This window comes from Tahibacter amnicola (assembly GCF_025398735.1).
GTDB lineage: Bacteria > Pseudomonadota > Gammaproteobacteria > Xanthomonadales > Rhodanobacteraceae > Tahibacter > Tahibacter amnicola.
Window position 1 is genome coordinate 2,061,696 of sequence record NZ_CP104694.1, and the last position, 21,379, is coordinate 2,083,074.

A 21,379-nucleotide genomic window follows, 5' to 3' on the forward strand; every position below is an offset into this window, starting at 1 on the left:
TCCTTTTTCTGGTGTATTTGTAAGAATCAGGCGGGCACTGCGGCCGGTCTTGCGGTCTGCGCGGAGCGGATGGCGAGGAAGCGCGCGATCTCGGCGGCGATGCGTTCGCCGCTGTAACCGTCGCCGTAGGGCGCATCCGCGGAAAATGGCAGGCGCGCCGGCGGCGGCGCAGCGAGGATCCGGTCCGCCTCGGCAACGATGCGGTCCACGCGGGGCGGCACCAGTGTTGCAGCGCCGATCGCCACGCTTTCGGGCCGTTCCGTGTTCTCCCGCACCACCAGCACCGGCGTACCCAGGTAGGGCGCTTCCTCCTGGATGCCGCCCGAGTCGGTGATCGCCAGCCGCGAGTGCGCCAGCAGGGCGATAAAGGGCTGGTAGTCCATGGGATCGACCAGGGCGACGCGCGGATGGGTCGACAAGTGGCGCCGGATGCGTCCGCCGACCGCGGGATTGGGATGAACCGGGCAAACCACACCGGCTTCCGGATGGCGCGCAAGCAGATCCAGAACCGACGCGCAGACCACGTCGAGGCCGCGGCCATAATTTTCGCGACGGTGCAGGGTAAGCGTGATCAGGTCGCGCACGCCGGGAATCTGCGGCACTGGTACCGGATCGGGCGATTCCACCTGCCAGCGCAGGAGGTCGATCACGGTATTGCCGACGCGATGGATCCTGGCCTCCGCTATCCCTTCGTGGCGCAGGTTCTGCGCAGCGCTGACCGTCGGCGCGAAATGCAGCGCGGCGATCGGCGCGATGCGCCGCCGGAACAACTCCTCGGGAAAGGGGCGGTACGGGTGGCTGGTTCGCAGCCCTGCCTCGACGTGTGCGAGCGGCAGGAGCAAATCCCGCGCTGCCAGCGATGCCGCATAGGCCGTCGTGGTATCACCCTGGGAGACGACCAGGTCGGCGCGTTGTTCCGCGGCGACGCGCCGGATCTGCGCCCGCAGGCTGGCCAGGGCGTGCGACAGCGAGGCGGGCGCGATCTGGCCCGCCTGCACATCGCAGGCGATGCCCACGTGGGCGAACGTGCGTTCCACCATCTGTTCGTGCTGGCCACTGTTGACCAGTACCGTGCGCAATGACGGCTGCTGCCGCAGCGCCGTGACCAGGCTGGCGAGCTTGAGGCACTCGGGACGCGTGCCTGCCACAACCAGTACGGTGGAATTCAACGAGGTTTTCATGCGCTCGTCGCCCCCCAAGAGCGACGTGGATATCGAACAGTACGTAACACGCTGCCAACGACGCGGGTGCGGGACGCAGCGTCGCAGGACGCGTACAACAGATGGCAATCAAAGGGGTTCACAGCGCCGGGCCAGCCAGTCCTTTTCGTCCGGCGTCAGCAGTGGACCCACGCCATCGAGCACGGTGCGGTGATAGCGGTTCAGCCAGTCGACTTCCGCGCCATCGAGCTGTTCGCGCACGATCGGACGGGTGTCGATGGGGCAAAGTGTCAAAGTCTCAAAAGAGAGAAATTCACCAAACTCGGTGGTGCCGGCGGCAACGGTCGCCAGAAGGTTCTCGATGCGCACCCCGTGGCGACCCGGCCGATAGATGCCCGGCTCGTTGGACGTGACCATGCCTTCCACCAGGGCAACGGGGGGTTCGGCGCTGCTCGGGCGGATCGATTGCGGGCCTTCGTGGACGTTGAGGAAATAGCCCACCCCATGCCCGGTGCCATGCCCGTAGTTGATGCCGGCCGCCCAGATCGGCGCGCGCGCCAGGGCGTCGAGCTGCTGGCCGGTGGTGCCGCGCGGAAAGCGGGCGTGCGACAGGGCGATCATGCCTTTGAGCACCAGGGTGTAGTCGGAACGCTGTTCGGTCGTGGTCGGGCCCAGTGCAATGGTGCGGGTGATGTCCGTCGTGCCGCCTTCGTACTGGCCGCCCGAGTCGACCAGGAGGAGTCCTTCCGCGCGAAGCGCCGCGTGCTGCGTCGGCGTTGCCCGGTAGTGCGGTAGCGCGCCGTTGGCGAGGTAGCCGGCAATGGTGGCAAAGCTCTCGCCGACAAAGCCTGGCTGACGGCTGCGTTCATGACGCAGGGCGGCGTCGATGTCCAGCTCCGTCAACGGCTGGCCACGCGCCAGTTGTTCCTCCAGCCAGCGCAGGAAGCGCACCAGGGCTACGCCGTCGTGGCGCATCGTCTGGCGGATGTGGGCCAGCTCCTCGCGGCTCTTGGCCGCCTTGAATGCCTGGCTGGGGTTGGGGTGGCGGATCTGCCGCACCGATGCCGGTGCCGCCTCGGCGATAGCGGCGACGATGCGCCGGGGATCGAGCCAGAGCCGGGCGTCGGCGGGCAGGTGCGCCAGCGCAGGCGGGAGCGTGTCGTACGGCGCCAGGTGAATACCGTCCCGGGCGAGTTCAGCGGCCAGCTCGTCGGCGATCTTGCCCGGATCAATGAACAGGGTGCTGTGCTCCGGTCCGATCAGCAGGTGGGCGAGAAAGACCGGGTTGTAGGCCACGTCCGTGCCACGCAGGCCAGTGATCCAGGCCACGTCGTCCAGCGCGCTGACCAGGTGGTGCGTAGCGTCCTTCTCCCGCATCGCCGTGCGGACCCGGGCGAGCCGTTCGGCGCGGGTAGTGCTGAGGTAGGCCGGTTCATGGGCGCGCACCGGATGGGCAGGGCGCGCCGGGCGGTCGGTCCAGATGCGATCGACCGGGTCCAGGTCCGTGCGCAGGCGGCGTTCGTTCTCGAACTGGCGGCGCAACTGATCCTGGGCTGCGAGGGAAAGGGTATCGCCGGCGACAGCGACGGTGGCGTCAGCTGGCGTGTTCCCGGCAATCCACGCCGCGTGATCGGGAATGCCGGGATTTCCCTGGCGCATCAGGGTGATGCCGCTGCCATCGAGCTCCTGGGCGGCCTGTTCGAAGTAGCGTGAGTCGGTCCAGAGCCCGGCAAATTCCGCGGTCACGACGAGCGTGCCGGCCGAGCCGCCGAAACCGGAGAGCCACTGCCGTGCCTGCCAGCGTGCCGGCAGGTACTCCGACAGATGCGGATCCGCCGACGGAACGACCAGCGCAGCGACCCCCTCGGCGTGCAAGATCTGGCGCAGGGCGTCGATGCGTTCGGGAATGGACATGTCAGGCAGGGGCGGCGGGTCAACCGCCCACGCTAGTCGTTTCAACCTGGGCCTTCAAGTCTGCTGACACATAACTGTCACCGGGCGACGGGGCTGGCCGTCAAGTGGTCCGGCACGGTTGCGCCCAAACCCGTCGTCGGCCGGACCAGGTGACCTGCGCCGGGGCTGGACAGCGTCGGCGCCGTGCCTGACGGAGTCCGGCCCGCACATCTCCCGGCGATCCCCCGGCAGACGGCGTCCCGTGCGGGCATTTTGGCCGCCCCCTTGACTCAAGGGGGCTCCAGAGAAATTCCGTGCACCGGGGCTGGTCTTGCCGTCCCTGGCGATCATTCGCTCGCAGCTAGGGGTAGATGCCTGTGACAGGTCTCCACAACCCCGCCAAACGCTGGCGGTGCCAGCATTTGGCCGCCCCCTTGACTCAAGGGGGGCCGGAGAATTCCCGTGCACCGGGGCTGGTCTTGCCCTCCCTGGCGATCATTCGCTCGCAGCTAGGGGTAGATGCCTGTGACAGGTCTCCACAACCCCGCCAAACGCTGGCGGTGCCAGCATTTGGCCGCCCCCTTGACTCAAGGGGGCTCCGGAGAATTCCTGTGCACCGGGGGTGGTCTTGCCCTCCCTGGCGATCATTCGCTCGCAGCTAGGGGTAGATGCCTGTGACAGGTCTCCACAACCCCGCCAAACGCTGGCGGTGCCAGCATTTGGCCGCCCCCTTGACTCAAGGGGGCTCCAGAGAATTCCCGTGCACCGGGGCTGGTCTTGCCCTCCCTGGCGATCATTCGCTCGCAGCTAGGGGTAGATGCCTGTGACAGGTCTCCACAACCCCGCCAAACGCTGGCGGTGCCAGCATTTGGCCGCCCCCTTGACTCAAGGGGGCTCCAGAGAATTCCCGTGCACCGGGGCTGGTCTTTCCCTCCCTGGCGATCATTCGCTCGCAGCTAGGGGTAGATGCCTGTGACAGGTCTCCACAACCCCGCCAAACGCTGGCGGTGCCAGCATTTGGCCGCCCCCTTGACTCAAGGGGGCTCCGGAGAATTCCCGTGCACCGGGGCTGGTCTTTCCCTCCCTGGCGATCATTCGCTCGCAGCTAGGGGTAGATGCCTGTAAAATAGGGTTTTCCAGCAACCCCCGCTGCTCATGACCCCTCTTATTTTTGTTACCGGTGGTGTGGTGTCCTCGCTTGGCAAGGGCATCGCCGCCGCCTCGCTGGCGTCCATCCTCGAAGCGCGTGGCTTGCGCGTCACGATGATGAAGCTCGATCCCTACATCAATGTGGATCCGGGCACGATGAGCCCCTTCCAGCACGGCGAGGTCTACGTGACCGACGACGGCGCGGAGACCGATCTCGACCTGGGTCACTACGAACGCTTCGTCCGTACGCGGCTGACGGGCAAGAACTCGATCACCACGGGGAAGATCTACGAGGCGGTGATCCGCAAGGAGCGCCGCGGCGATTACCTCGGTGCCACGGTGCAGGTGATTCCGCACATCACCGACGAAATCAAGCACTCGATCTACGAAGCCACGCGCGGTTACGACGTCGCGCTGGTGGAGATCGGCGGCACGGTGGGTGATATCGAGTCGCTGCCGTTCCTCGAGGCTATCCGCCAGGTGCGCATCGAACACGGCGCGGAAAAATGCATGTTCATGCATCTGACGCTGGTTCCGTACATCAAGGCTGCCGGCGAGATCAAGACCAAGCCGACGCAGCACTCGGTGAAGGAACTGCGCACCATCGGTATCCAGCCGGACGTGCTGCTGTGCCGGTGCGACCAGCCGTTGCCCGAGAGTGAGCGCCGCAAGATCGCGCTCTTCACCAACGTCCCCGAGCGCGCCGTCATCAGCGCGATGGACGTGGATACCATCTACCAGTTGCCGCTGTGGCTGCACCAGCAGGGATTGGATCGCCTGGTCATCGATCACCTGCGCCTGGATGCCGGTCCGGCGGACCTGTCCTCGTGGGAGCGCACGGTGGCGGCGGTGGAGAATCCCAAGGACGAAGTCACCATCGCGATCATCGGCAAGTACGTCGAGCACAAGGATGCCTACAAGTCCCTGGGCGAAGCGCTGCGCCACGGTGGCATCAAGCAATCCACGCGGGTCAACCTGAAGTGGATTGAATCCGAACAGATCGAAGCGGAAGGCGGCACGGTGCTGGCCGACGCCGACGCCGTACTGGTGCCGGGCGGCTTCGGCAAGCGCGGCTTCGAAGGCAAGATCGCTGCGGCGCGCTGGGCACGCGAGAACAAGGTGCCGTATTTCGGCATCTGCTACGGCATGCACGCCGCCGTCGTCGATTTTGCACGCCATATCGCCGGCCTGGAGGGTGCCAATTCCAGCGAGAACGAGAAGAGTTGCGCGCATCCGGTGATCGCGCTTATCACTGAGTGGACGACCGCAGCCGGTGACGTCGAACGCCGCACCGAAACCTCGGATCTGGGCGGCACCATGCGCCTGGGCGCGCAGGAGTGCCGTCTGAAAGCCGGCACGCTGGCGCGCAAGCTCTACGGCCAGGACGTGATCCGCGAGCGTCATCGCCATCGCTACGAATTCAACAATCTGTACCGCCAGCAGTTCGAAGACCTGGGCCTGACCATCGCCGGCAAGTCGATGGATGATCTTCTCGTGGAGATGGTCGAGCTGCCGGATCACCCCTGGTTCCTGGCGTGCCAGTTTCATCCGGAATTCACCTCGACGCCGCGTGATGGCCATCCGCTCTTCATCGGCTTCGTCCAGGCCGCGCGCGAATACAAGATCGTCCGTTCTGCTCCGCGCCTGGCGCAGGCGGCATCGGCATGAAGCTCTGCGGATTCGACGTCGGACTCGACAAACCGTTCTTCCTGATTGCCGGCCCCTGCGTCATCGAGTCCGAGCAACTGGCGCTGGACACGGCCGGCGAGCTGAAGGCCATTACGTCGCAGCTCGGTATTCCCTTCATCTACAAATCCAGTTTTGACAAGGCCAACCGCACTTCCGTGTCGGGCCACCGCGGTCCGGGCATGGAAGAAGGCCTGCGTATCCTGGCGGAAGTGAAGCGCCAGATCGGCGTGCCGGTACTGACCGACGTGCACGAATACACACCGATGCAGGAAGTGGCGTCGGTGGTCGACGTGTTGCAGACCCCGGCTTTTCTGTGCCGCCAGACGGACTTCATCCAGAACGTCGCGCGCGCCGGCAAACCGGTGAACATCAAGAAGGGACAGTTCCTATCGCCCTGGGACATGAAGCACGTGGCAGAGAAGGCCAAGGCGACGGGTAATGCTGAAATCATGGTCTGCGAGCGCGGCGCGAGTTTCGGCTACAACAATCTTGTCTCGGACATGCGCAGCCTCGCGGTGATGCGGGAAACCGGTTGCCCGGTGGTATTTGACGCCACGCACTCGGTGCAGCTGCCGGGCGGGCAGGGCGGAAAATCCGGCGGCCAGCGCGAGTTCGTGCCGGTGCTGGCACGCGCGGCCATTGCGGTTGGTATCGCCGGTCTCTTTGCCGAGACACATCCGGATCCGGAGAAGGCGCTAAGTGATGGCCCCAATGCGTGGCCGTTGGGGAAGATGACCGTTTTGCTGGAAACGCTGGTCGAACTGGATCGTTGCGTCAAACGCCAGGGTTTTGCAGAACTGGCCGGCACCTGAGAGGAAATGGAATCCGATGCACGATGAGGCCGCTGTAAAGCTCCTGACGGAAATCCGCGATATCCAGCTGCGGCTGGAATCGTCCTACCAGGAAACGGCAAGGCGTGCACTGGAGATCCAGCAGGCCGCCGTCGAGACACAGCGTGCGGCCTACGAACAGCAAATGCGTACGGCGAGGCTGTATCGCCGGGTTGTGGGAAGTTCGGCGGTGATCATGGTGATCATCCTGTTCATGGCATTCCGTTCGTCCTTTTGATGATGCCGCAGGCCCCCGCCCTTGCATGGACCGGAGTCCGGCGTTCCCCGTCGTTCTCCCGGGCAAGGCAGGCGCGGCATCAGGGAAGGTATCGCTCGCGAACAAATGCTGGTGCAGGAGACTTCAAAATGAACAAGTACGCAAAATGGATGGTTGCGGGAATGGCAGTGCTGGGTGCTGCCGCCCCGGATGCGGTGTTGGCGGATGCGCAGCGGCTCGGTCCGCCAGCCGGCGGTACCGCTTACCCGGCCTTCGCCCAGAATATTGCGTTGGATGACCTCACTGGCACAGTGGCAGCCAGTTCGCATCTTGAGCAAAATGCGGGAACATCGAATCGGGGAGCAGTCGAGCTGTTCCGCCGTGCTGACAGTGGCTGGAATCACGTCGGAACACTGAAGGATCCGACGGCGGATATTTTCGGATGGCGCCTGGCAGCGGGTGATGGATGGATTGCTGTCGGTGCTGCGGTGTCCGGCACGCACGTCATCGATCTGTTCCAGAATACGGGCGCTGGATGGGTCTATCGCCAGCGCCTGGTGCCCTCCATACCCGGCGTGCCTGCCGTCCATCTCGGCAAGATCACGCTGGACGGCGGGAACCTGCTGGTCGGTTCCAGCTATTTTCCGGGGAACATGCCGGGAAAGACCCAGGTGGAGGCCTACCGCCTGGTGGGTGAGACCTGGCAATCCGAGGGCGTCCTGGAAACGCCCTACGCCCGGTGGTACCTGGGCCGCGCGATGGTGCTGTCCGGTGACTCCGCGGTCGTCACGGTGGAGTTCCCGACCCTCGACCAGGCTCCCAAATTCGCCAGCTTCGTCCGCAATCAGGGGCAGTGGCAGCACGTTTCCAGTGCCCTGGCGCCCGCGATCGACTATCCCTATGTCAATCATGCCCTCGCAATCTGTGGTGGCAACTTGTTCGTCTCCGTCCGCTCGGTAAACGTCGACGGCGGCAACGGCCTCGTCCAGCGATACACCGGCAGCGCCTCTGCCTGGACGCCTTCCGGCAATCCGCTGACGAGCGGCGACCACTATTTTGGCTGGGGCCTCGGCTGCTCAGCAGGCGCGCTGGGCATCACTGCGCCCGGAGCGCAAAAGGCGTATCGCCTTGCGCCGGGACATGGCGCCGAGCTGGAAACACTGCAGACGCCCGAGTACACCGGCAGGGCCTTCGACGACAACCAGGTTGTGGTGCACGCCAACGACGTCATCATCAACGACATGTGGGGGCTGGTACCGGCTGTCGGCTACGTCGGTGCGGCGTTTGCCTTCCTCGATGATCGTCTGTTCCGCCATGGTTTTGATTAATTCACTCACGTAGAGACTCTCATCAATGTCCATTGAAAAAGTCCACGCTCGCGAAATCCTTGATTCCCGCGGCAACCCGACCCTCGAAGCCGAAGTGACCCTCGCCAGTGGCCATGTCGGCCGCGCGGCGGTACCGTCGGGCGCCTCCACCGGTTCGCGCGAAGCGGTGGAACTGCGTGACGGCGACAAGACGCGTTACCTCGGCAAGGGCGTGACCAAGGCCGTGGGTCACGTGAACACGACGATTGCCGCCGCGCTCAAGGGATTTGATGCCGCCGACCAGGTGGGCCTGGACCGCAAGCTGATCGCGCTGGACGGCTCGCCGAACAAGAACCACCTGGGGGCCAATGCGCTCCTGGGTGTTTCGCTGGCCGCCGCGCACGCCGCCGCCGCCGCGAAGGGGCTGCCGCTGTGGAAATACCTGGCGGCCGATCGGACGGCCCGGCTGCCGGTGCCGATGATGAACATCGTCAACGGTGGTGCGCATGCCGACAACAACGTCGACATGCAGGAGTTCATGGTGCTGCCGGTCGGTTGCGCCAGCTTCTCCGAAGCACTGCGCTGCGGTACCGAGATCTTCCATGCCCTCAAGTCGGTGCTCAAAGGCCGTGGCCTGTCGACCGCCGTGGGTGACGAAGGCGGTTTCGCGCCGGATCTGAAATCCAACGAAGAAGCCATCGAGACCATCCTGGAAGCCATCGCCAAGGCGGGTTACAAGGCCGGTGAAGATGTCTACCTGGGCCTGGACGTCGCCAGCTCGGAATTCTTCGAGAACGGCAAGTACAACCTGTCGGGCGAAGGCAAGCGCCTGACGTCCGAGCAGTTCGCCGACTTCCTCGCCGGCTGGTGCGCGAACTACCCGATCATCACCATCGAAGACGGCATGGCCGAAGGTGACTGGGACGGCTGGAAGCTTCTCACCGACAAGCTCGGCAAGAAGATCCAGCTGGTCGGCGACGACCTGTTCGTCACTAACACCGCGATCTTCAGGGAAGGTATCGCCAAGGGCATCGCCAACTCGATCCTGATCAAGGTGAACCAGATCGGCACGCTGACCGAGACGCTCGAAGCCATCGCGATGGCCGACGCGGCGAAGTACTCGGCCGTGGTGTCGCACCGCTCGGGCGAAACCGAAGACACCACCATCGCCGATATCTCGGTGGCGACCACGGCCACCCAGATCAAGACCGGCTCGCTCTGCCGCAGCGACCGTGTGGCCAAGTACAACCAGCTGCTGCGCATCGAAGAGGCGCTCGGCAGCGCCGCGCGTTACGCTGGGCGGGACGCGTTCCCGAACCTGCCGGAGCTGTTTCGCTGAGGCCTGATGCCACGTGCTGCGTTACGCCGCCCTGATTCTCCTGATTCTCCTGATCGTTCTGCAGGTCAAGCTGTGGACAGGAGCGGGCGGCGTGCGCGAAGTGGAAAGCCTGCAGAGCGCCGTCGAGGCGCAGAAGAAACAGAATGCCGAGCTCAAGGCGCGCAACGACGCACTGGGCGCCGAAGTGCAGGACCTCAAGGAAGGGCGCGATGCCATCGAAGGCCGCGCCCGCTCCGAGCTGGGCCTGATCCGGCCGGGTGAAACCTTCTATCAGATCGTCGAGCCCGGTGCGGAGGATAAGAACCCGCCGCCGCGGCGGCCCTGAGCCGGTACCCGGCTCTGCGGGACGATCAACGTCACCGGAGGGATGGATGAGCAAGGCCTATTGGTGCGTCATTCCCGCGGCGGGGGCGGGGCGTCGCTTCGGCGCCGCCATGCCCAAGCAGTATCTGCGCCTGGGCGAAAAACCCTTGTTGCTGCATACGCTCGAGCGGCTCGCCGCCCACCCGCAGGTAGCGGGACTCATGGTGGTGATCGCGGCGGACGACAGCTACTGGACGCACGGAATGCTGGAAGTGCTGGGCAAGCCGCTGCTGCTGGCGACTGGCGGCAGCGAGCGCGCCGATTCGGTACTGGCGGGATTGCGTGCACTGCCTTCGTCCATCGCTGACGACGAATTTGTGCTGGTACACGACGCGGCGCGGCCCTGCGTTTCGGCAGAGGACATCAGCCGTCTGGTCGCACGTGCGACCGCCGGTGACGGCGGCCTGCTGGCGGCCCCCCTGCGCGACACGCTCAAGCGGGCCGATGCCGACGGCTGCGTCCAGTCGACCGAGCCGCGAGAGGCGCGCTGGCGCGCCCTGACGCCGCAGATGTTTCGCCGCGGGCCGCTTAGCGCGGCCCTGGCAGCGGCGGCGGAAGCGGGCGTGATGGCGACCGACGAATCCATGGCCATGGAACGGGCCGGTCACCGGCCATTGCTGGTGGAAGGCGCGGAAACCAATCTCAAGGTCACCACGCCGGCGGATTTGCTGCTGGCCGAATTTCTACTGGCGCGCCACGTTGGATGACGGCATCGCATCGGTGCCGGGTCGAGGAATAGAGATAATGCGGATTGGGCAAGGATTTGACGTACACGCCTTCGGGCCGGGAGATCATGTCGTACTGGGCGGCGTACGCATTGCGCACAGCCAGGGCGTGATTGCCCACTCGGACGGCGACGTGGTGATCCACGCGCTATGCGACGCCCTGCTGGGTGCGTTGGCGCTGGGCGACATCGGACAGCACTTCCCGCCCAGTGACGAGCGCTGGCGTGGTGCCGACAGCCGCGTGTTCCTGCGTCATTGCATGGCCTTGCTGGCACAGCAGGGCTACCGGCTTGGCAACGCCGATGTCACTGTGATCGGCGAGCGCCCGAAGGTGTTGCCGCATGCACCGGCGATTCGCCAGGTGCTCGCCGCCGACATGGCCTGCGAGCCGGGAGCGGTGAGCATCAAGGCCACGACCACTGAAAAGCTCGGCTTCACCGGCCGTGGCGAAGGCATCGCGGCCATGGCCGTCGTGCTGGTGGAAAAAGCCGGCTGAGTGCCGGCGGTGCTTTCGATACCTTTTTGTCGAGGGGAGATCTGGACAATGCCGCATTCGCTTGTCCGTCGCCATTCCCTCGGAATAGCGCGGTGTGTGCGTTCGGATCTCTCCTGGTGGTGACTGCCTGATGTCGTCTTTGCCCTTCGCCCACGGTGGCCCCGTCCTCACGGGGCAGCTGCGCTGCGCGCCCGAAGATTTCCGGGTCGACGAGGACCTGGGGTTCGAGCCCGATGGTGCCGGCGAGCACGTTTTCGTCCGCGTGGAGAAACGTGGCGCGAATACCGACTGGGTTGCCGCGGAGCTGGCGCGCTGGCTGGATCTTCCGCCCGAGGCAGTCAGCTATGCGGGGTTGAAAGACCGTCATGCTGTCACGCGGCAGACGTTTTCGATTGCCGTGCCGATCAAGCGGAGCGTGGACTGGAGCAGCCTGGCCCATCCGGAGTTCCGCGTGCTCGACGCCGTGCGCCATGGCCGCAAGCTCAAGCGCGGCGCCTTGCGCGGCAATGCGTTCCGCATCGTGCTGCGCTCCGTGTGCGGGGATCGTGCGCAGGCGGAGGAGCGGATCGCGATCATCCGGGAGCGCGGCGTGCCCAATTATTTCGGCGAGCAACGTTTCGGGCGTGATGGCGCCAATCTCGATCGCGCACTGGAAATGTTCCGTGGGCGGCGCGTCGCCCGGCAGCAGCGCAGCCTGCTGATTTCCGCGGCGCGTTCGCACCTGTTCAATGAGGTACTCGCACGGCGAGTGGCTGCGCAGAGCTGGAACCAGGCCATGGACGGCGACGTCTGGATGCTCGACGGCAGCCACAGCATCTTCGGTCCGCAGCCGGTCGACGAGCAGATCCTGCGCCGCCTGGCCGATCGGGATATCCATCCGACCGGTCCGCTGTGGGGACGCGGCGCGCTGCGCAGCACCGGCGCCGTGGCCGATCTCGAGCAGTCGGTGGCCGGCGGCATGGCCGAGTGCACCACGGGCCTGGAAGGGGTCGGGCTGAACCAGGAGCGCCGCAGCCTGCGCCTGCCCGTGACGGACCTGCAGGCCGAATGGGCGGACGATGCATTGACATTGTCCTTTTGGCTGCCGGCTGGCGCCTATGCAACGACCGTCCTGCGCGAGCTGTGCGGGAGCCCTGCCGGAGATCCTGCGGACGCGATGCAGGAATAAGCGCCAGATCACGCCGCTGTAACGGAAATGGCGCGTTAGATGGCGTCGTCTTCCGCCTTTTGGGGCGCTTCCTATACTGGAACTACCGGGCGCCAGCGCCGACGGCGATGGCGGTCAGTCCAAGAGGAGGATGTCATGTATCGTCTGATGGTGGGTCTGGTGGTAGTGCTGTCGGGAGCGTTGATGACAGGATGCGCGTCGAGCGGCAATTCGGGACTGGTCAAGCGCGAAATGCTGCCGTCCGACGACATCGACGTGCAGAAGGTCGCAACGGTCAACAAGTGGGCGCGCGAACGCGGCCACACCGTGCAATGGATCAACATGCCGATCAAGACGCGCGATCATCGCGTGGCCGATCGCTGAAACGCCACGGCGATCGCGCAGGCGGTCGCCGGTGGCCGTTGCTCCCGGTTGCGGCCGTCCCGGTCGCGCCAGGGATTTGATCGTCGTGGGATCAGCGGTGCCGCAGCAGCACCACCGTGGCGCCGGTTCCACCCAGCTCCGGTCGCGCCGAAGCAAAGGCGACGACATCGTCGCGCTGCCGCAGCATGCGATCGACCAGCCGCTTGATCACGGGCCCGCCCGGTCGTGAACGCAGCCCCTTGCCGTGGATCAGCTTCACGCAGGTGAGGCCGCGATGGCGCGCATCGGCCAGGAAGGTGACGATGGCTGACCGGGCAACCTCGGCCGTCATCTGGTGCAGATCCATTTCGTCCGCAATGCTGAATGCGCCGCGCTTGAGTCGCTTGAGCAGCTCCGGCCTGTAGCCGTCGCGCAGGTAGCTCAGCTCCTCGCCGATCTCCATCTCGGCCGGATCGATCGGCATGTCCAGGAGTTCGTCCCGTACCCGGGCTTCATCCAGCCAGAACTGGCGGGGCTCCGGTGCTGGCCGCTCCGGCACGATACCGGGCGCCTCCGGCGGGGTATGCGGACGTACCGGGCCGATGGCGTCCTGGAACAGTCGCCGGTCTTCCTCGGTGATCGGTGGTGGTGCCGGGCTGGCAGGCCGTTTGCGCATGAATTCCTCGCCGTGGACGGCCAAGGTACCGCATTCGTTCGTGCAGCCGCCATGCCGCGTCGCGCGTGAGCCGCGCGAGGTGGCATCGGCGGCCGAGGGCGGGGCAATTCGGCTAAACTTCCTGCTGCTTTCACGCCGGATACGGCGGCGCTGCACGCGCCGCGGTCCGCTGCACCCAGGAACGACGCATGCGTGTTTTGGTTTCCAACGACGATGGCGTGGACGCCCCGGGCATCCGCGCGCTGGCTGATCGGCTCTCGGCGGTCGGCAAGGTCACCGTGGTCGCGCCGGACCGCGACCGCTCCGGCGCCAGCAATTCGCTGACGCTGGACCAGCCGATCCGGGTCAGCCTGCTGGACGACGGCCGTTACCGTGTCGCCGGCACGCCCACTGACTGCGTGCATCTGGCCCTGGCCGGCATGCTGGATTTCCAGCCGGACATCGTCGTCTCGGGGATCAACAACGCTGCGAACCTCGGTGACGACGTGATCTATTCCGGCACGGTGTCCGCCGCGATGGAAGGCCGTTTTCTCGGCCTTCCGGCGATCGCGGTGTCGCTGGTCAGCCGCGACCACCAGCCGGAGAACTTCGACAGTGCCGCCCAGGCAGCGTTGATTCTCATGCAGCGCCTGCTGGTCGATCCGCTGCCTGCCGATACCATCCTCAACGTCAATGTGCCGGACCGCCCGTGGGACGAGATCCGGGGTTTTGCCGTCACCCGCCTGGGGCGCCGTCATCGTTCGGCGCCGTGCATCCGCCAGAGCGATCCGCGTGGCCGGCCGATCTACTGGATCGGGCCGCCGGGCGAAGCCGAGGACGACGGCCCCGGCACGGATTTCCATGCCGTGCGCGATGGCTTCATCTCGATCACGCCCATCCAGGTCGACCTGACCCGCTACCAGGCGTTGGAGAAAGTTGCCGGTTGGGTCGAGAGCCTGCCACTCGGAGCCGGGTTGCCCGCATGACGGCGTTCCAGCGACAGTCGCCGGAAGCGCGTGGCCAGGGCATGACGTCGCAGCGCGCGCGCGACCGGCTGGCGGATCGCCTTGTCGCCGAAGGTATTCGCGACCGCCGGGTGATCGACGTGATGCGCCAGATGCCGCGCCACCTGTTCGTGGAAGAGGCGCTGGCCACACGGGCCTATGAAGATTCCGCCCTGCCGATCGGCCATGGCCAGACCATCTCGCAGCCCTGGGTCGTCGCTCGCATGACCGAGGCCTTGCTCGAATTTGGCGTGCCCCGGCGCGTGCTGGAGATCGGCACCGGTTCGGGCTTCCAGGCGGCGGTGCTCTCGGCATTGGTCGGCCAGGTGTTTACGGTCGAGCGGATCGAGGAACTGTTGCGCAATGCGCGCCGGCGCTTCCGAAAGCTCGGTATCGACACCATCCGCTCCAAGCACGACGACGGCCGGCTCGGCTGGCCTGAGGAAGCACCGTTCGACGCCATCGTCCTGACGGCCGCCGGTACTGAACTGGAAACCGCGCTGCTCGACCAGCTGGCACCCGACGGTGTCATGGTCGCTCCGGTCGGTGCCTTCGGGCGCCAGCAGCTGGTGCGTATCCGCCCCGACAGCAACGGGGTGCGGATGCGCGAAATTCTCTGCCCGGTGAGCTTCGTGCCGCTCCTGGGTGGGACGCTGTGACGGCCGGCAGCGTTTGCCGGCCCATCCAAGGAAGGAGTCTTCCGTGAGGTTGTTCAAGCCGTTGTACGAGAAAGCGCTCGCGTGGGCGGCGCATCCGCGCGCCGAGGCGCTGCTGGCGGGGCTGAGTTTCATCGAAGCCATCATCTTTCCGGTGATGCCAGAAGTGATGCTGGCGCCGATGACGCTTGCCAGGCCAGCCCGCTGGGCGCGTTTTGCCACTGTGAGTCTGATCTTTTCGTTGATCGGGGCGGTGGTTGGTTACTTTCTGGGCCATTTTGCCTTCGAGGCACTGCGTCCGCTTTTGGACTACCTGGGCTGGCTGCCCAAGATCGACGCGCTGGTGATTTCGCTCAAGGCAACGGTGGCCAACAGCGCCTGGACAGCGTTCTGGTTGTTGGTTGTGGCGGGATTCATGCCGGTTCCACTCAAGATCTTCACGTGGGCGTCGGGCATTGTCGGCGTGCCGATGGTGGCCTTCATCGCCAGCATGGTCGTCGGTCGCGGCAAGCGGGTGTATCTCCTGACCGGCCTGATCCGGCTTGGTGGACCGCGCGCCGAGGCGGCGCTGCACAAGTACATCGAATGGATCGGATGGGCGGCCGTCGTGGTGTTCATCGCCCTGGTGGCCTGGTTGAAGCTGCGGCACTGAGGTCAATGACGTGAAGCGGAAGCTGCATCACTCAATGCGTGAGCTGTACCGGTGCGGACGGGCGCTGCCGCTGGCCCTGCTGCTGGCCGCCTGCGCCTCCACGCCCCCGGCACCGGTGGATGACATCGCCGTGAATTCGCACGAGCGCGACCGTGAACTCCCGGCTGAACCTGTCCGCGCACCGCGCCCGGCGGCGCCCGCCACGCATCGCGTAGCGGCGGGCGACACGCTGTACTCCATCGCCTTCAAAAACCGGATGGACTACCGCGACCTGGCCAGGTTGAACCGTATCGAGGCGCCGTTCCGGATCTACGTTGGCCAGGAAATCCGGCTCGGCCAGGAGCCGACCGAGGCCACTGGCGCCGCGACCTTTGCGGCGGAATCGGCGCCCCGGTCGACGGCCAGTACGCCGCGCCCGGCGAGTCCGACGCCGTTCGAGCCGGTGGAGAGCGCGCCGGCGCGCCCTGCCACGAGCCCGCCGGTGACGACCGCATCGGCGTCCGCGTCGACGTTGCCGCCGGGTACGACCACCACGAGCATTTCCACCATCACGCCGTTGTCGTCCTCGCCGCCGCCGCGTCCGGTCACATCGGGTGCCGCGTCTGCCGCTGCGGGCGCGACGGCATCGACCGCTTCGGCCACGGCCGCAAAGCCCGTGGCTGACCCCCGTTCCGGCGCAACGACCGGCGCGGCAGTGCCTTCTGCTCCGGCCGTCACCTCGTTGACGCCAACGCCCTCCGGCGCCACTGCGGCTGCATCCACGCCGCCCGTACCGCCATCAACCGCGCCGCCGGCCACGGTAGCCAGCAATGGCGGCATCAAATGGCGTTGGCCGGCGGCCGGCAAGGTCATTGCGAGCTACGTCGGTGGCGACCAGACGCGCCAGGGCGTCGATATCGCCGGCTCCGCGGGTGCGCCGGTCTATGCCGCAGCTGATGGTTCCGTCGTCTACAGCGGTAATGGCCTGCTGGGGTACGGCGAACTGGTTATCGTCAAACACTCGGCGAGCTTCCTGTCGGCCTATGGCCATAACCGCAAGCGCCTCGTCAAAGAGGGTGACACGGTGAAAGCCGGGCAGGCGATTGCCGAGATGGGATCGATGGGTTCCAGTCGGGAAATGTTGCATTTTGAAATCCGTCGCAACGGCAAGCCGGTGAACCCGCTCGAATACCTGCCGCCGCGCTGAGTGCAGCCGGCGGGACGCGTCGGACTTCGGACGAGGTGGACGGCCAGCGCGCAGCCTTGTCACAACGCCGCGGCGGATCGTCTTGCCGCGGCACCAGAAACCCGGAAAAACAGGCGCCGTCCGACCCATGACTGCCTCCACCGTGCATCGTAGTATCCTGGCGCAATGATCCAGCCAGTCCGCGAAGAAACGTCGCTGGATGCCGACGACATGCTTGCCCTGCTCGACGTCATCGAGCCCGCCCAGGGCGACGAGGCGCGCAATTCCACCAGCGCCTACCTCAATGAAATCGGGCTGATTCCGTTGCTGGACGCGGGCGGTGAGCGCGACCTGGGCGAACAGGTCGCGCGCGGTGACTGTGACGCACGCCGGCAGATGATCGAGGCCAACCTGCGCCTGGTCGTGGCAGTCGCGCGTAGCTACGTGGGGCGCGGCGTTCCGTTGCTGGACCTCATCGCCGAGGGAAACCTCGGCCTGATTCGTGCGGTGGAGAAGTTCGACCCTGGGCGCGGCCTGCGTTTTTCGACCTACGCCACCTGGTGGATCCGTGAATCGGTGCAGCGTGCGCTCATGCAGCAGGGGCGCACCGTGCGCGTGCCGGTCCATGTGCTGCGCGAGCTGGCCCAGGTGCTGAAGGCGCGCCGCGAACTGATCGGTGCGCTGGGGCGCTACCCCACCCAGGAAGAGCTCGCCCATGCCGTGAACAAGCCAATGGCCGAAGTCGCTGCACTATTCTGCATGACCGAGGAGATCCGCTCGCTGGATGCGCCGATGTCCGAGGACGACGACCGCGCCCTGGTCGAGCAGATCGCGGCTGAATCGGAGGCGGGCAGTGGCGGGGGTATTTTTGCCGAGCTGGCCGGCGGCCGCCTGCCGGACTGGCTCGACAAGCTGACGCCGCGGCAGCGGCTGGTGCTGGAACGCCGTTACGGTCTGGCCGGCAATGCGGCCCAGACCCTTGCCGAGATCGCCACGGATCTGGGCCTCACCCGCGAGCGGGTACGCCAGATCCAGGTCGAAGCCCTGACGCGGTTGCGCCGGCTGGGCGAAGCAGAGGGGGTCGGCCGGAGCGGGACGCCGTCCTGATGATTGCGCCGGAAAACCGGCGCGTCGGGCGGATCGAAAGAGCCCGGGCGTCGATCAGGGCAGAATGAACGCCACGACCACCCGCCGCCCTTCGCTGACCAGGACGTTGTAGGTGCGCGCGGCGGCGGCGTTGTCCATGACTTCCACGCCGATGCCCCGGGTCAGGAATTCCGCCAGCACCGCGGCGGGCGGAAAGACGATGCGGCCGCCTGTGCCCAGGATGGCCACGGCGGGATTGAGCGCCAGGATGGGCTCGACGTGCCGGGGCTCCAGGACGGATCCCGCGCTGACTTCCCAGTCCTCGATGGCCCGTTCTGGCGCCAGGATGAAGCTGCGAGTCAGCGGACGGTCCACGACCGTTACCGCGTCCGTTGCCACGGCCCGGACGAACAGGTATTCACCCGGTCGGTTAAGCGAGAGCTGCATGGACGGGTCAGCGCGGCAGGGCGATCTTGGGTTCGTCCTTGTTGCGGCGGAAATACACCGCCGTGCGGCCGATCGTCTGCACCGTCTCGGCGCCGCTGGCTTCGGCCAGCCGGACGACCATGGCGGCGAAATCTTCGCGGTCTTCGGCCGGAATGCGCACCTTCACCAGTTCGTGGTGGTCCAGGGCCAGGCCGAATTCCTGGACGAGGGCGTCGGAAATACCTTTGGCGCCGACAAGAATGACGGGCTTGAGGTCGTGGGCGAGGCCGCGCAGATAGCGGCGCTGGCTATTGGTCAGGGTCATGGGTCTCGATTCGGGCGGCAATTCCGCCGCAGAGGAAGCCGACAGGGTATCATGCGCGCCCCCTCCCTCGCGTCCGGCCGCTTCCCGGCACTCCGATCCGCCATGTCACGCAGCAAGAGCAGCCATCGCTGGCTGCAGGAACATTTCAACGACCCGTACGTCAAGAAGGCCCAGGCGGAGGGCTATCGGTCGCGCGCGGCGTTCAAACTGGACGAGTTGCTGGAGCGCGACCGGCTGCTCAAGCCGGGCATGGTGGTGGTCGACCTCGGTGCCGCGCCGGGCGGATGGTCGCAGCTGGTCAATGAACGCCTGAAAGGGCAGGGCCGGGTGATTGCCCTGGATATCCTGCCAATGCAGGGAATCAGCGGCGTTGACTTCATTTGCGGTGATTTCCGCGAAGATTCCGTGCTGAAGGAACTGGAGGCCCAGCTGGGCGGGGCGCCGGTGGACCTTGTTCTCTCGGATATGGCCCCCAATATGAGCGGCGTCGACGTCGTCGATCAGGCACGGGCAATGCATCTTTCCGAGCTGGCGCTGGAATTTGCGCAGAACTGGCTCAAGCCCGGGGGCAACTTCCTGATCAAGTTGTTCCAGGGCGTCGGCTTTGATGATTACGTACGGAACTTGCGGGCGAGCTTTTCACGCGTCAGCATCCGTAAACCAAAGGCTTCGCGGGCGCGATCCAACGAAGTCTATGCGCTGGCCCAGGGCAAGCGCGCGTGAGGAGTTAACTTGATGAATGACATGGCAAAGAACCTGCTGATCTGGCTGATCATCGCCGCCGTGCTGATGACCGTATTCCAGCAATTCAACCCGCGCGGCGCGGGCCCGCAGGAACTGGCCTATTCGGAGTTCATGGATCGCGTCAAGCGCAACAGCGTGGGCGAGGTCCTGGTCAAGAACGACGGCCGCACGATCGAAGCCAAGCTCAAGGATGGCAGCTCCGTGCGCACCACGGCGATCCTGACCGAGGCCAACATGGCCGACCTCGAGAAGAACGTCGAGAAACTGCGCGTCGAACCCACCGACAACGGTATCTCGGTCGTCGGCATCCTCGTCAACTGGCTGCCGTTCCTGATTTTCATCGGGTTCCTGATCTATGTGATGCGCCAGATGCAGTCCGGCGGCGGTGGCCGCGGCGCGATGAGCTTCGGCCGTTCGCGGGCGCGCCTGCAGGGCGAGGACCAGGTCAAGATCACCTTCGCTGACGTCGCCGGCTGCGACGAGGCCAAGGAAGAGGTCAAGGAACTGGTCGACTTCCTGCGTGACCCGGGCAAGTTCCAGAAGCTGGGCGGCAAGATCCCGCGCGGCGTGCTGATGGTCGGTTCGCCCGGTACGGGCAAGACCCTGCTCGCCAAGGCGATCGCCGGCGAGGCCAAGGTGCCGTTCTTCACCATTTCCGGTTCGGATTTCGTCGAGATGTTCGTCGGCGTGGGCGCCGCGCGCGTCCGCGACATGTTCGAACAGGCGAAGAAGCACGCGCCGTGCATCATCTTCATCGACGAAATCGACGCTGTCGGCCGCCATCGCGGCGCCGGCCTCGGCGGTGGTCATGACGAGCGCGAGCAGACGCTGAACCAGCTCCTCGTCGAGATGGACGGGTTCGAGGGCAATGAAGGCATCATCGTCATTGCCGCCACCAACCGCCCCGACGTGCTCGATCCGGCGCTGCTGCGCCCGGGCCGCTTCGATCGCCAGGTCGTGGTGCCGCTGCCTGACGTGCGTGGCCGCGAACAGATCCTCAAGGTCCACATGCGCAAGGTGCCGGTCGCGACCGACGTCGACCCGCTGGTGATCGCGCGCGGCACGCCGGGCTTCTCGGGTGCGGACCTCGCCAACCTCGTCAACGAGGCGGCCCTGTTTGCTGCCCGCGAGAATTCGCGCGAAGTGACGATGACGCATTTCGACCGCGCCAAGGACAAGATCATGATGGGCGCGGAACGCCGCTCCATGATCATGAGCGAGGAAGAGAAGCGGAACACGGCCTACCACGAGGCCGGCCACGCCATCATCGGCCGCCTGGTGCCCGAGCACGATCCCGTCTACAAGGTCACGATCATTCCGCGCGGTCGCGCTCTGGGCGTCACCATGTACCTGCCCGAAGGCGACCGGTACAGCTGGAACAAGATCATGCTCGAGAGCCGCCTGTGTGCGCTCTACGGCGGCCGTGTCGCCGAAGAGCTTATTTTCGGTGCGGGCAAGGTCACCACTGGTGCCTCCAACGACATCGAGCGGGCCACCCAGATGGCACGCAACATGGTCACCAAATGGGGCCTGTCCGACGAACTCGGTCCGGTCGCCTACGGTGAGCAGGAGGACGAAGTCTTCCTCGGCCGTTCGGTCACCCAGCACAAGAACGTCTCGGACGAGACGGCGCGCAAGATCGACGAGGTTGTTCGCGGCATCCTGGATCGCGCCTACCAGCGGACGCGCGAAATCCTGGCCGACAACATGGACAAACTGCACACCATGGCCAACGCCCTGCTGCAGTACGAAACCATCGACGCGCCGCAGATCGACGCCATCATGGAAGGCCGCGAACCGCCGCCGCCGCGCGACTGGAACGGCACCAACCGTCCCAGCAACGGCAACGGCAGTGCCAACAGCGGCGGACGGGGCGAAAGCCCGATCGGCGGCCCGGCGGTGACCAGCCGCAACGCGCTGCCATCCGATCACTGACTGCGTCAGCGGTGAATGCCTCGCAAGGCCGCCTTCGGGCGGCCTTGCTGCTT

Annotated in this window: 22 protein-coding genes; 17 read left to right on the forward strand and 5 right to left on the reverse strand. The window is 65.8% G+C overall.

Annotated features, from left to right (window positions below; translation table 11 throughout):
* Positions 1 to 26 precede the first annotated feature (26 nt).
* Both wecB and N4264_RS08725 read right to left on the reverse strand, forming a co-directional pair.
* Positions 27 to 1,181: a non-hydrolyzing UDP-N-acetylglucosamine 2-epimerase gene (gene wecB, locus N4264_RS08720; RefSeq protein ID WP_261696653.1), complete on the reverse strand. Its 1,155-nt coding sequence runs from the start codon at positions 1,179 to 1,181 to the stop codon at positions 27 to 29.
* Between the two features lie 108 nt (positions 1,182 to 1,289).
* Complete coding sequence (locus tag N4264_RS08725; RefSeq protein ID WP_261696654.1) at positions 1,290 to 3,074, reverse strand: aminopeptidase P family protein; 1,785 nt, start codon at positions 3,072 to 3,074, stop codon at positions 1,290 to 1,292.
* Between the two features lie 1,134 nt (positions 3,075 to 4,208).
* Between N4264_RS08725 and pyrG the strand changes: the two genes are divergently transcribed.
* The 10 genes from pyrG (at position 4,209) to N4264_RS08775 (ending at position 12,699) form a co-directional block, all read left to right on the forward strand.
* Complete coding sequence (gene pyrG / locus N4264_RS08730) at positions 4,209 to 5,870, forward strand: CTP synthase (RefSeq protein ID WP_261696655.1); 1,662 nt, start codon at positions 4,209 to 4,211, stop codon at positions 5,868 to 5,870.
* Positions 5,867 to 6,703 (forward strand): 3-deoxy-8-phosphooctulonate synthase, encoded by an 837-nt coding sequence (gene kdsA, locus N4264_RS08735; RefSeq protein WP_261696656.1) that lies wholly within the window; start codon positions 5,867 to 5,869, stop codon positions 6,701 to 6,703. The genes pyrG and kdsA overlap by 4 nt, the downstream gene beginning before the upstream one ends.
* Before the next feature lie 16 nt (positions 6,704 to 6,719).
* Positions 6,720 to 6,959, forward strand: a complete 240-nt coding sequence (locus N4264_RS08740) for a hypothetical protein (protein ID WP_261696657.1) — start codon at positions 6,720 to 6,722, stop codon at positions 6,957 to 6,959.
* Between the two features lie 128 nt (positions 6,960 to 7,087).
* Positions 7,088 to 8,266 (forward strand): hypothetical protein, encoded by a 1,179-nt coding sequence (locus N4264_RS08745; protein ID WP_261696658.1) that lies wholly within the window; start codon positions 7,088 to 7,090, stop codon positions 8,264 to 8,266.
* Positions 8,267 to 8,291: 25 nt separating this feature from the next.
* Positions 8,292 to 9,584, forward strand: a complete 1,293-nt coding sequence (gene eno, locus N4264_RS08750; RefSeq protein ID WP_261696659.1) for a phosphopyruvate hydratase — start codon at positions 8,292 to 8,294, stop codon at positions 9,582 to 9,584.
* A gap of 13 nt (positions 9,585 to 9,597) precedes the next feature.
* On the forward strand, positions 9,598 to 9,909 hold the full coding sequence (gene ftsB, locus N4264_RS08755) for a cell division protein FtsB (RefSeq protein WP_261696660.1): 312 nt from the start codon (positions 9,598 to 9,600) through the stop codon (positions 9,907 to 9,909).
* Positions 9,910 to 9,955: 46 nt separating this feature from the next.
* On the forward strand, positions 9,956 to 10,654 hold the full coding sequence (gene ispD / locus N4264_RS08760) for a 2-C-methyl-D-erythritol 4-phosphate cytidylyltransferase (RefSeq protein WP_261696661.1): 699 nt from the start codon (positions 9,956 to 9,958) through the stop codon (positions 10,652 to 10,654).
* 37 nt (positions 10,655 to 10,691) lie between these two features.
* Positions 10,692 to 11,168 carry a 2-C-methyl-D-erythritol 2,4-cyclodiphosphate synthase gene (ispF, locus tag N4264_RS08765; RefSeq protein ID WP_261696662.1) on the forward strand — a complete coding sequence of 159 codons (477 nt, stop codon included), beginning with the start codon at positions 10,692 to 10,694 and terminating at the stop codon, positions 11,166 to 11,168.
* 130 nt (positions 11,169 to 11,298) lie between these two features.
* Positions 11,299 to 12,336, forward strand: a complete 1,038-nt coding sequence (gene truD, locus N4264_RS08770; protein WP_261696663.1) for a tRNA pseudouridine(13) synthase TruD — start codon at positions 11,299 to 11,301, stop codon at positions 12,334 to 12,336.
* A 135-nt stretch (positions 12,337 to 12,471) separates the two neighbouring features.
* Positions 12,472 to 12,699 (forward strand): hypothetical protein, encoded by a 228-nt coding sequence (locus N4264_RS08775; protein WP_261696664.1) that lies wholly within the window; start codon positions 12,472 to 12,474, stop codon positions 12,697 to 12,699.
* Between the two features lie 91 nt (positions 12,700 to 12,790).
* Here N4264_RS08775 and N4264_RS08780 read toward each other — a convergent pair whose 3' ends face one another.
* Complete coding sequence (locus N4264_RS08780) at positions 12,791 to 13,354, reverse strand: Smr/MutS family protein (RefSeq protein ID WP_261696665.1); 564 nt, start codon at positions 13,352 to 13,354, stop codon at positions 12,791 to 12,793.
* 188 nt (positions 13,355 to 13,542) lie between these two features.
* On the opposite strand from N4264_RS08780, the gene surE reads away from it, so the two are divergent.
* The 5 genes from surE (at position 13,543) to N4264_RS08805 (ending at position 17,917) form a co-directional block, all read left to right on the forward strand.
* Complete coding sequence (surE, locus tag N4264_RS08785; protein ID WP_261696666.1) at positions 13,543 to 14,319, forward strand: 5'/3'-nucleotidase SurE; 777 nt, start codon at positions 13,543 to 13,545, stop codon at positions 14,317 to 14,319.
* Positions 14,316 to 14,996 (forward strand): protein-L-isoaspartate(D-aspartate) O-methyltransferase, encoded by a 681-nt coding sequence (locus tag N4264_RS08790; RefSeq protein WP_261696667.1) that lies wholly within the window; start codon positions 14,316 to 14,318, stop codon positions 14,994 to 14,996. Before surE ends, N4264_RS08790 begins: the two co-directional genes overlap by 4 nt.
* 43 nt (positions 14,997 to 15,039) lie before the next feature.
* Positions 15,040 to 15,645 carry a YqaA family protein gene (locus N4264_RS08795; RefSeq protein WP_261696668.1) on the forward strand — a complete coding sequence of 202 codons (606 nt, stop codon included), beginning with the start codon at positions 15,040 to 15,042 and terminating at the stop codon, positions 15,643 to 15,645.
* A gap of 10 nt (positions 15,646 to 15,655) precedes the next feature.
* A complete protein-coding gene (locus tag N4264_RS08800; RefSeq protein WP_261696669.1) occupies positions 15,656 to 16,831 on the forward strand; it encodes a peptidoglycan DD-metalloendopeptidase family protein in 1,176 nt (391 codons plus the stop codon).
* Positions 16,832 to 16,996: 165 nt separating this feature from the next.
* Positions 16,997 to 17,917 (forward strand): sigma-70 family RNA polymerase sigma factor, encoded by a 921-nt coding sequence (locus N4264_RS08805; RefSeq protein WP_261696670.1) that lies wholly within the window; start codon positions 16,997 to 16,999, stop codon positions 17,915 to 17,917.
* A gap of 54 nt (positions 17,918 to 17,971) precedes the next feature.
* Here the strand turns inward: N4264_RS08805 and N4264_RS08810 are convergent, their stop codons facing one another.
* Together N4264_RS08810 and yhbY are read right to left on the reverse strand one after the other, a co-directional pair.
* Positions 17,972 to 18,343 (reverse strand): Mth938-like domain-containing protein, encoded by a 372-nt coding sequence (locus N4264_RS08810; RefSeq protein WP_261696671.1) that lies wholly within the window; start codon positions 18,341 to 18,343, stop codon positions 17,972 to 17,974.
* 7 nt (positions 18,344 to 18,350) lie between these two features.
* Positions 18,351 to 18,647: a ribosome assembly RNA-binding protein YhbY gene (yhbY, locus tag N4264_RS08815; protein ID WP_261696672.1), complete on the reverse strand. Its 297-nt coding sequence runs from the start codon at positions 18,645 to 18,647 to the stop codon at positions 18,351 to 18,353.
* A gap of 102 nt (positions 18,648 to 18,749) precedes the next feature.
* On the opposite strand from yhbY, the gene rlmE reads away from it, so the two are divergent.
* Together rlmE and ftsH are read left to right on the forward strand one after the other, a co-directional pair.
* Positions 18,750 to 19,370: a 23S rRNA (uridine(2552)-2'-O)-methyltransferase RlmE gene (rlmE, locus tag N4264_RS08820; protein WP_261696673.1), complete on the forward strand. Its 621-nt coding sequence runs from the start codon at positions 18,750 to 18,752 to the stop codon at positions 19,368 to 19,370.
* Positions 19,371 to 19,382: 12 nt separating this feature from the next.
* Positions 19,383 to 21,326, forward strand: coding sequence for an ATP-dependent zinc metalloprotease FtsH (gene ftsH, locus N4264_RS08825; RefSeq protein ID WP_261696674.1), 1,944 nt, complete (start codon positions 19,383 to 19,385; stop codon positions 21,324 to 21,326).
* Positions 21,327 to 21,379 lie beyond the last annotated feature (53 nt).

Coding starts and splice junctions, on each gene's coding strand:
- pyrG (WP_261696655.1), top strand. CDS start 4,209: ATGACCCCTCTTATTTTTGTTACCGGTGGTGTGGTGTCCTCGCTTGGC.
- N4264_RS08725 (WP_261696654.1), bottom strand. CDS start 3,074: ATGTCCATTCCCGAACGCATCGACGCCCTGCGCCAGATCTTGCACGCC.
- truD (WP_261696663.1), top strand. CDS start 11,299: ATGTCGTCTTTGCCCTTCGCCCACGGTGGCCCCGTCCTCACGGGGCAG.
- ftsH (WP_261696674.1), top strand. CDS start 19,383: ATGAATGACATGGCAAAGAACCTGCTGATCTGGCTGATCATCGCCGCC.
- N4264_RS08805 (WP_261696670.1), top strand. CDS start 16,997: ATGATCCAGCCAGTCCGCGAAGAAACGTCGCTGGATGCCGACGACATG.
- ispF (WP_261696662.1), top strand. CDS start 10,692: ATGCGGATTGGGCAAGGATTTGACGTACACGCCTTCGGGCCGGGAGAT.
- wecB (WP_261696653.1), bottom strand. CDS start 1,181: ATGAAAACCTCGTTGAATTCCACCGTACTGGTTGTGGCAGGCACGCGT.
- rlmE (WP_261696673.1), top strand. CDS start 18,750: ATGTCACGCAGCAAGAGCAGCCATCGCTGGCTGCAGGAACATTTCAAC.
- N4264_RS08740 (WP_261696657.1), top strand. CDS start 6,720: ATGCACGATGAGGCCGCTGTAAAGCTCCTGACGGAAATCCGCGATATC.
- kdsA (WP_261696656.1), top strand. CDS start 5,867: ATGAAGCTCTGCGGATTCGACGTCGGACTCGACAAACCGTTCTTCCTG.
- yhbY (WP_261696672.1), bottom strand. CDS start 18,647: ATGACCCTGACCAATAGCCAGCGCCGCTATCTGCGCGGCCTCGCCCAC.
- surE (WP_261696666.1), top strand. CDS start 13,543: ATGCGTGTTTTGGTTTCCAACGACGATGGCGTGGACGCCCCGGGCATC.
- eno (WP_261696659.1), top strand. CDS start 8,292: ATGTCCATTGAAAAAGTCCACGCTCGCGAAATCCTTGATTCCCGCGGC.
- ispD (WP_261696661.1), top strand. CDS start 9,956: ATGAGCAAGGCCTATTGGTGCGTCATTCCCGCGGCGGGGGCGGGGCGT.
- N4264_RS08775 (WP_261696664.1), top strand. CDS start 12,472: ATGTATCGTCTGATGGTGGGTCTGGTGGTAGTGCTGTCGGGAGCGTTG.
- N4264_RS08780 (WP_261696665.1), bottom strand. CDS start 13,354: ATGCGCAAACGGCCTGCCAGCCCGGCACCACCACCGATCACCGAGGAA.
- N4264_RS08790 (WP_261696667.1), top strand. CDS start 14,316: ATGACGGCGTTCCAGCGACAGTCGCCGGAAGCGCGTGGCCAGGGCATG.
- N4264_RS08810 (WP_261696671.1), bottom strand. CDS start 18,343: ATGCAGCTCTCGCTTAACCGACCGGGTGAATACCTGTTCGTCCGGGCC.
- N4264_RS08745 (WP_261696658.1), top strand. CDS start 7,088: ATGAACAAGTACGCAAAATGGATGGTTGCGGGAATGGCAGTGCTGGGT.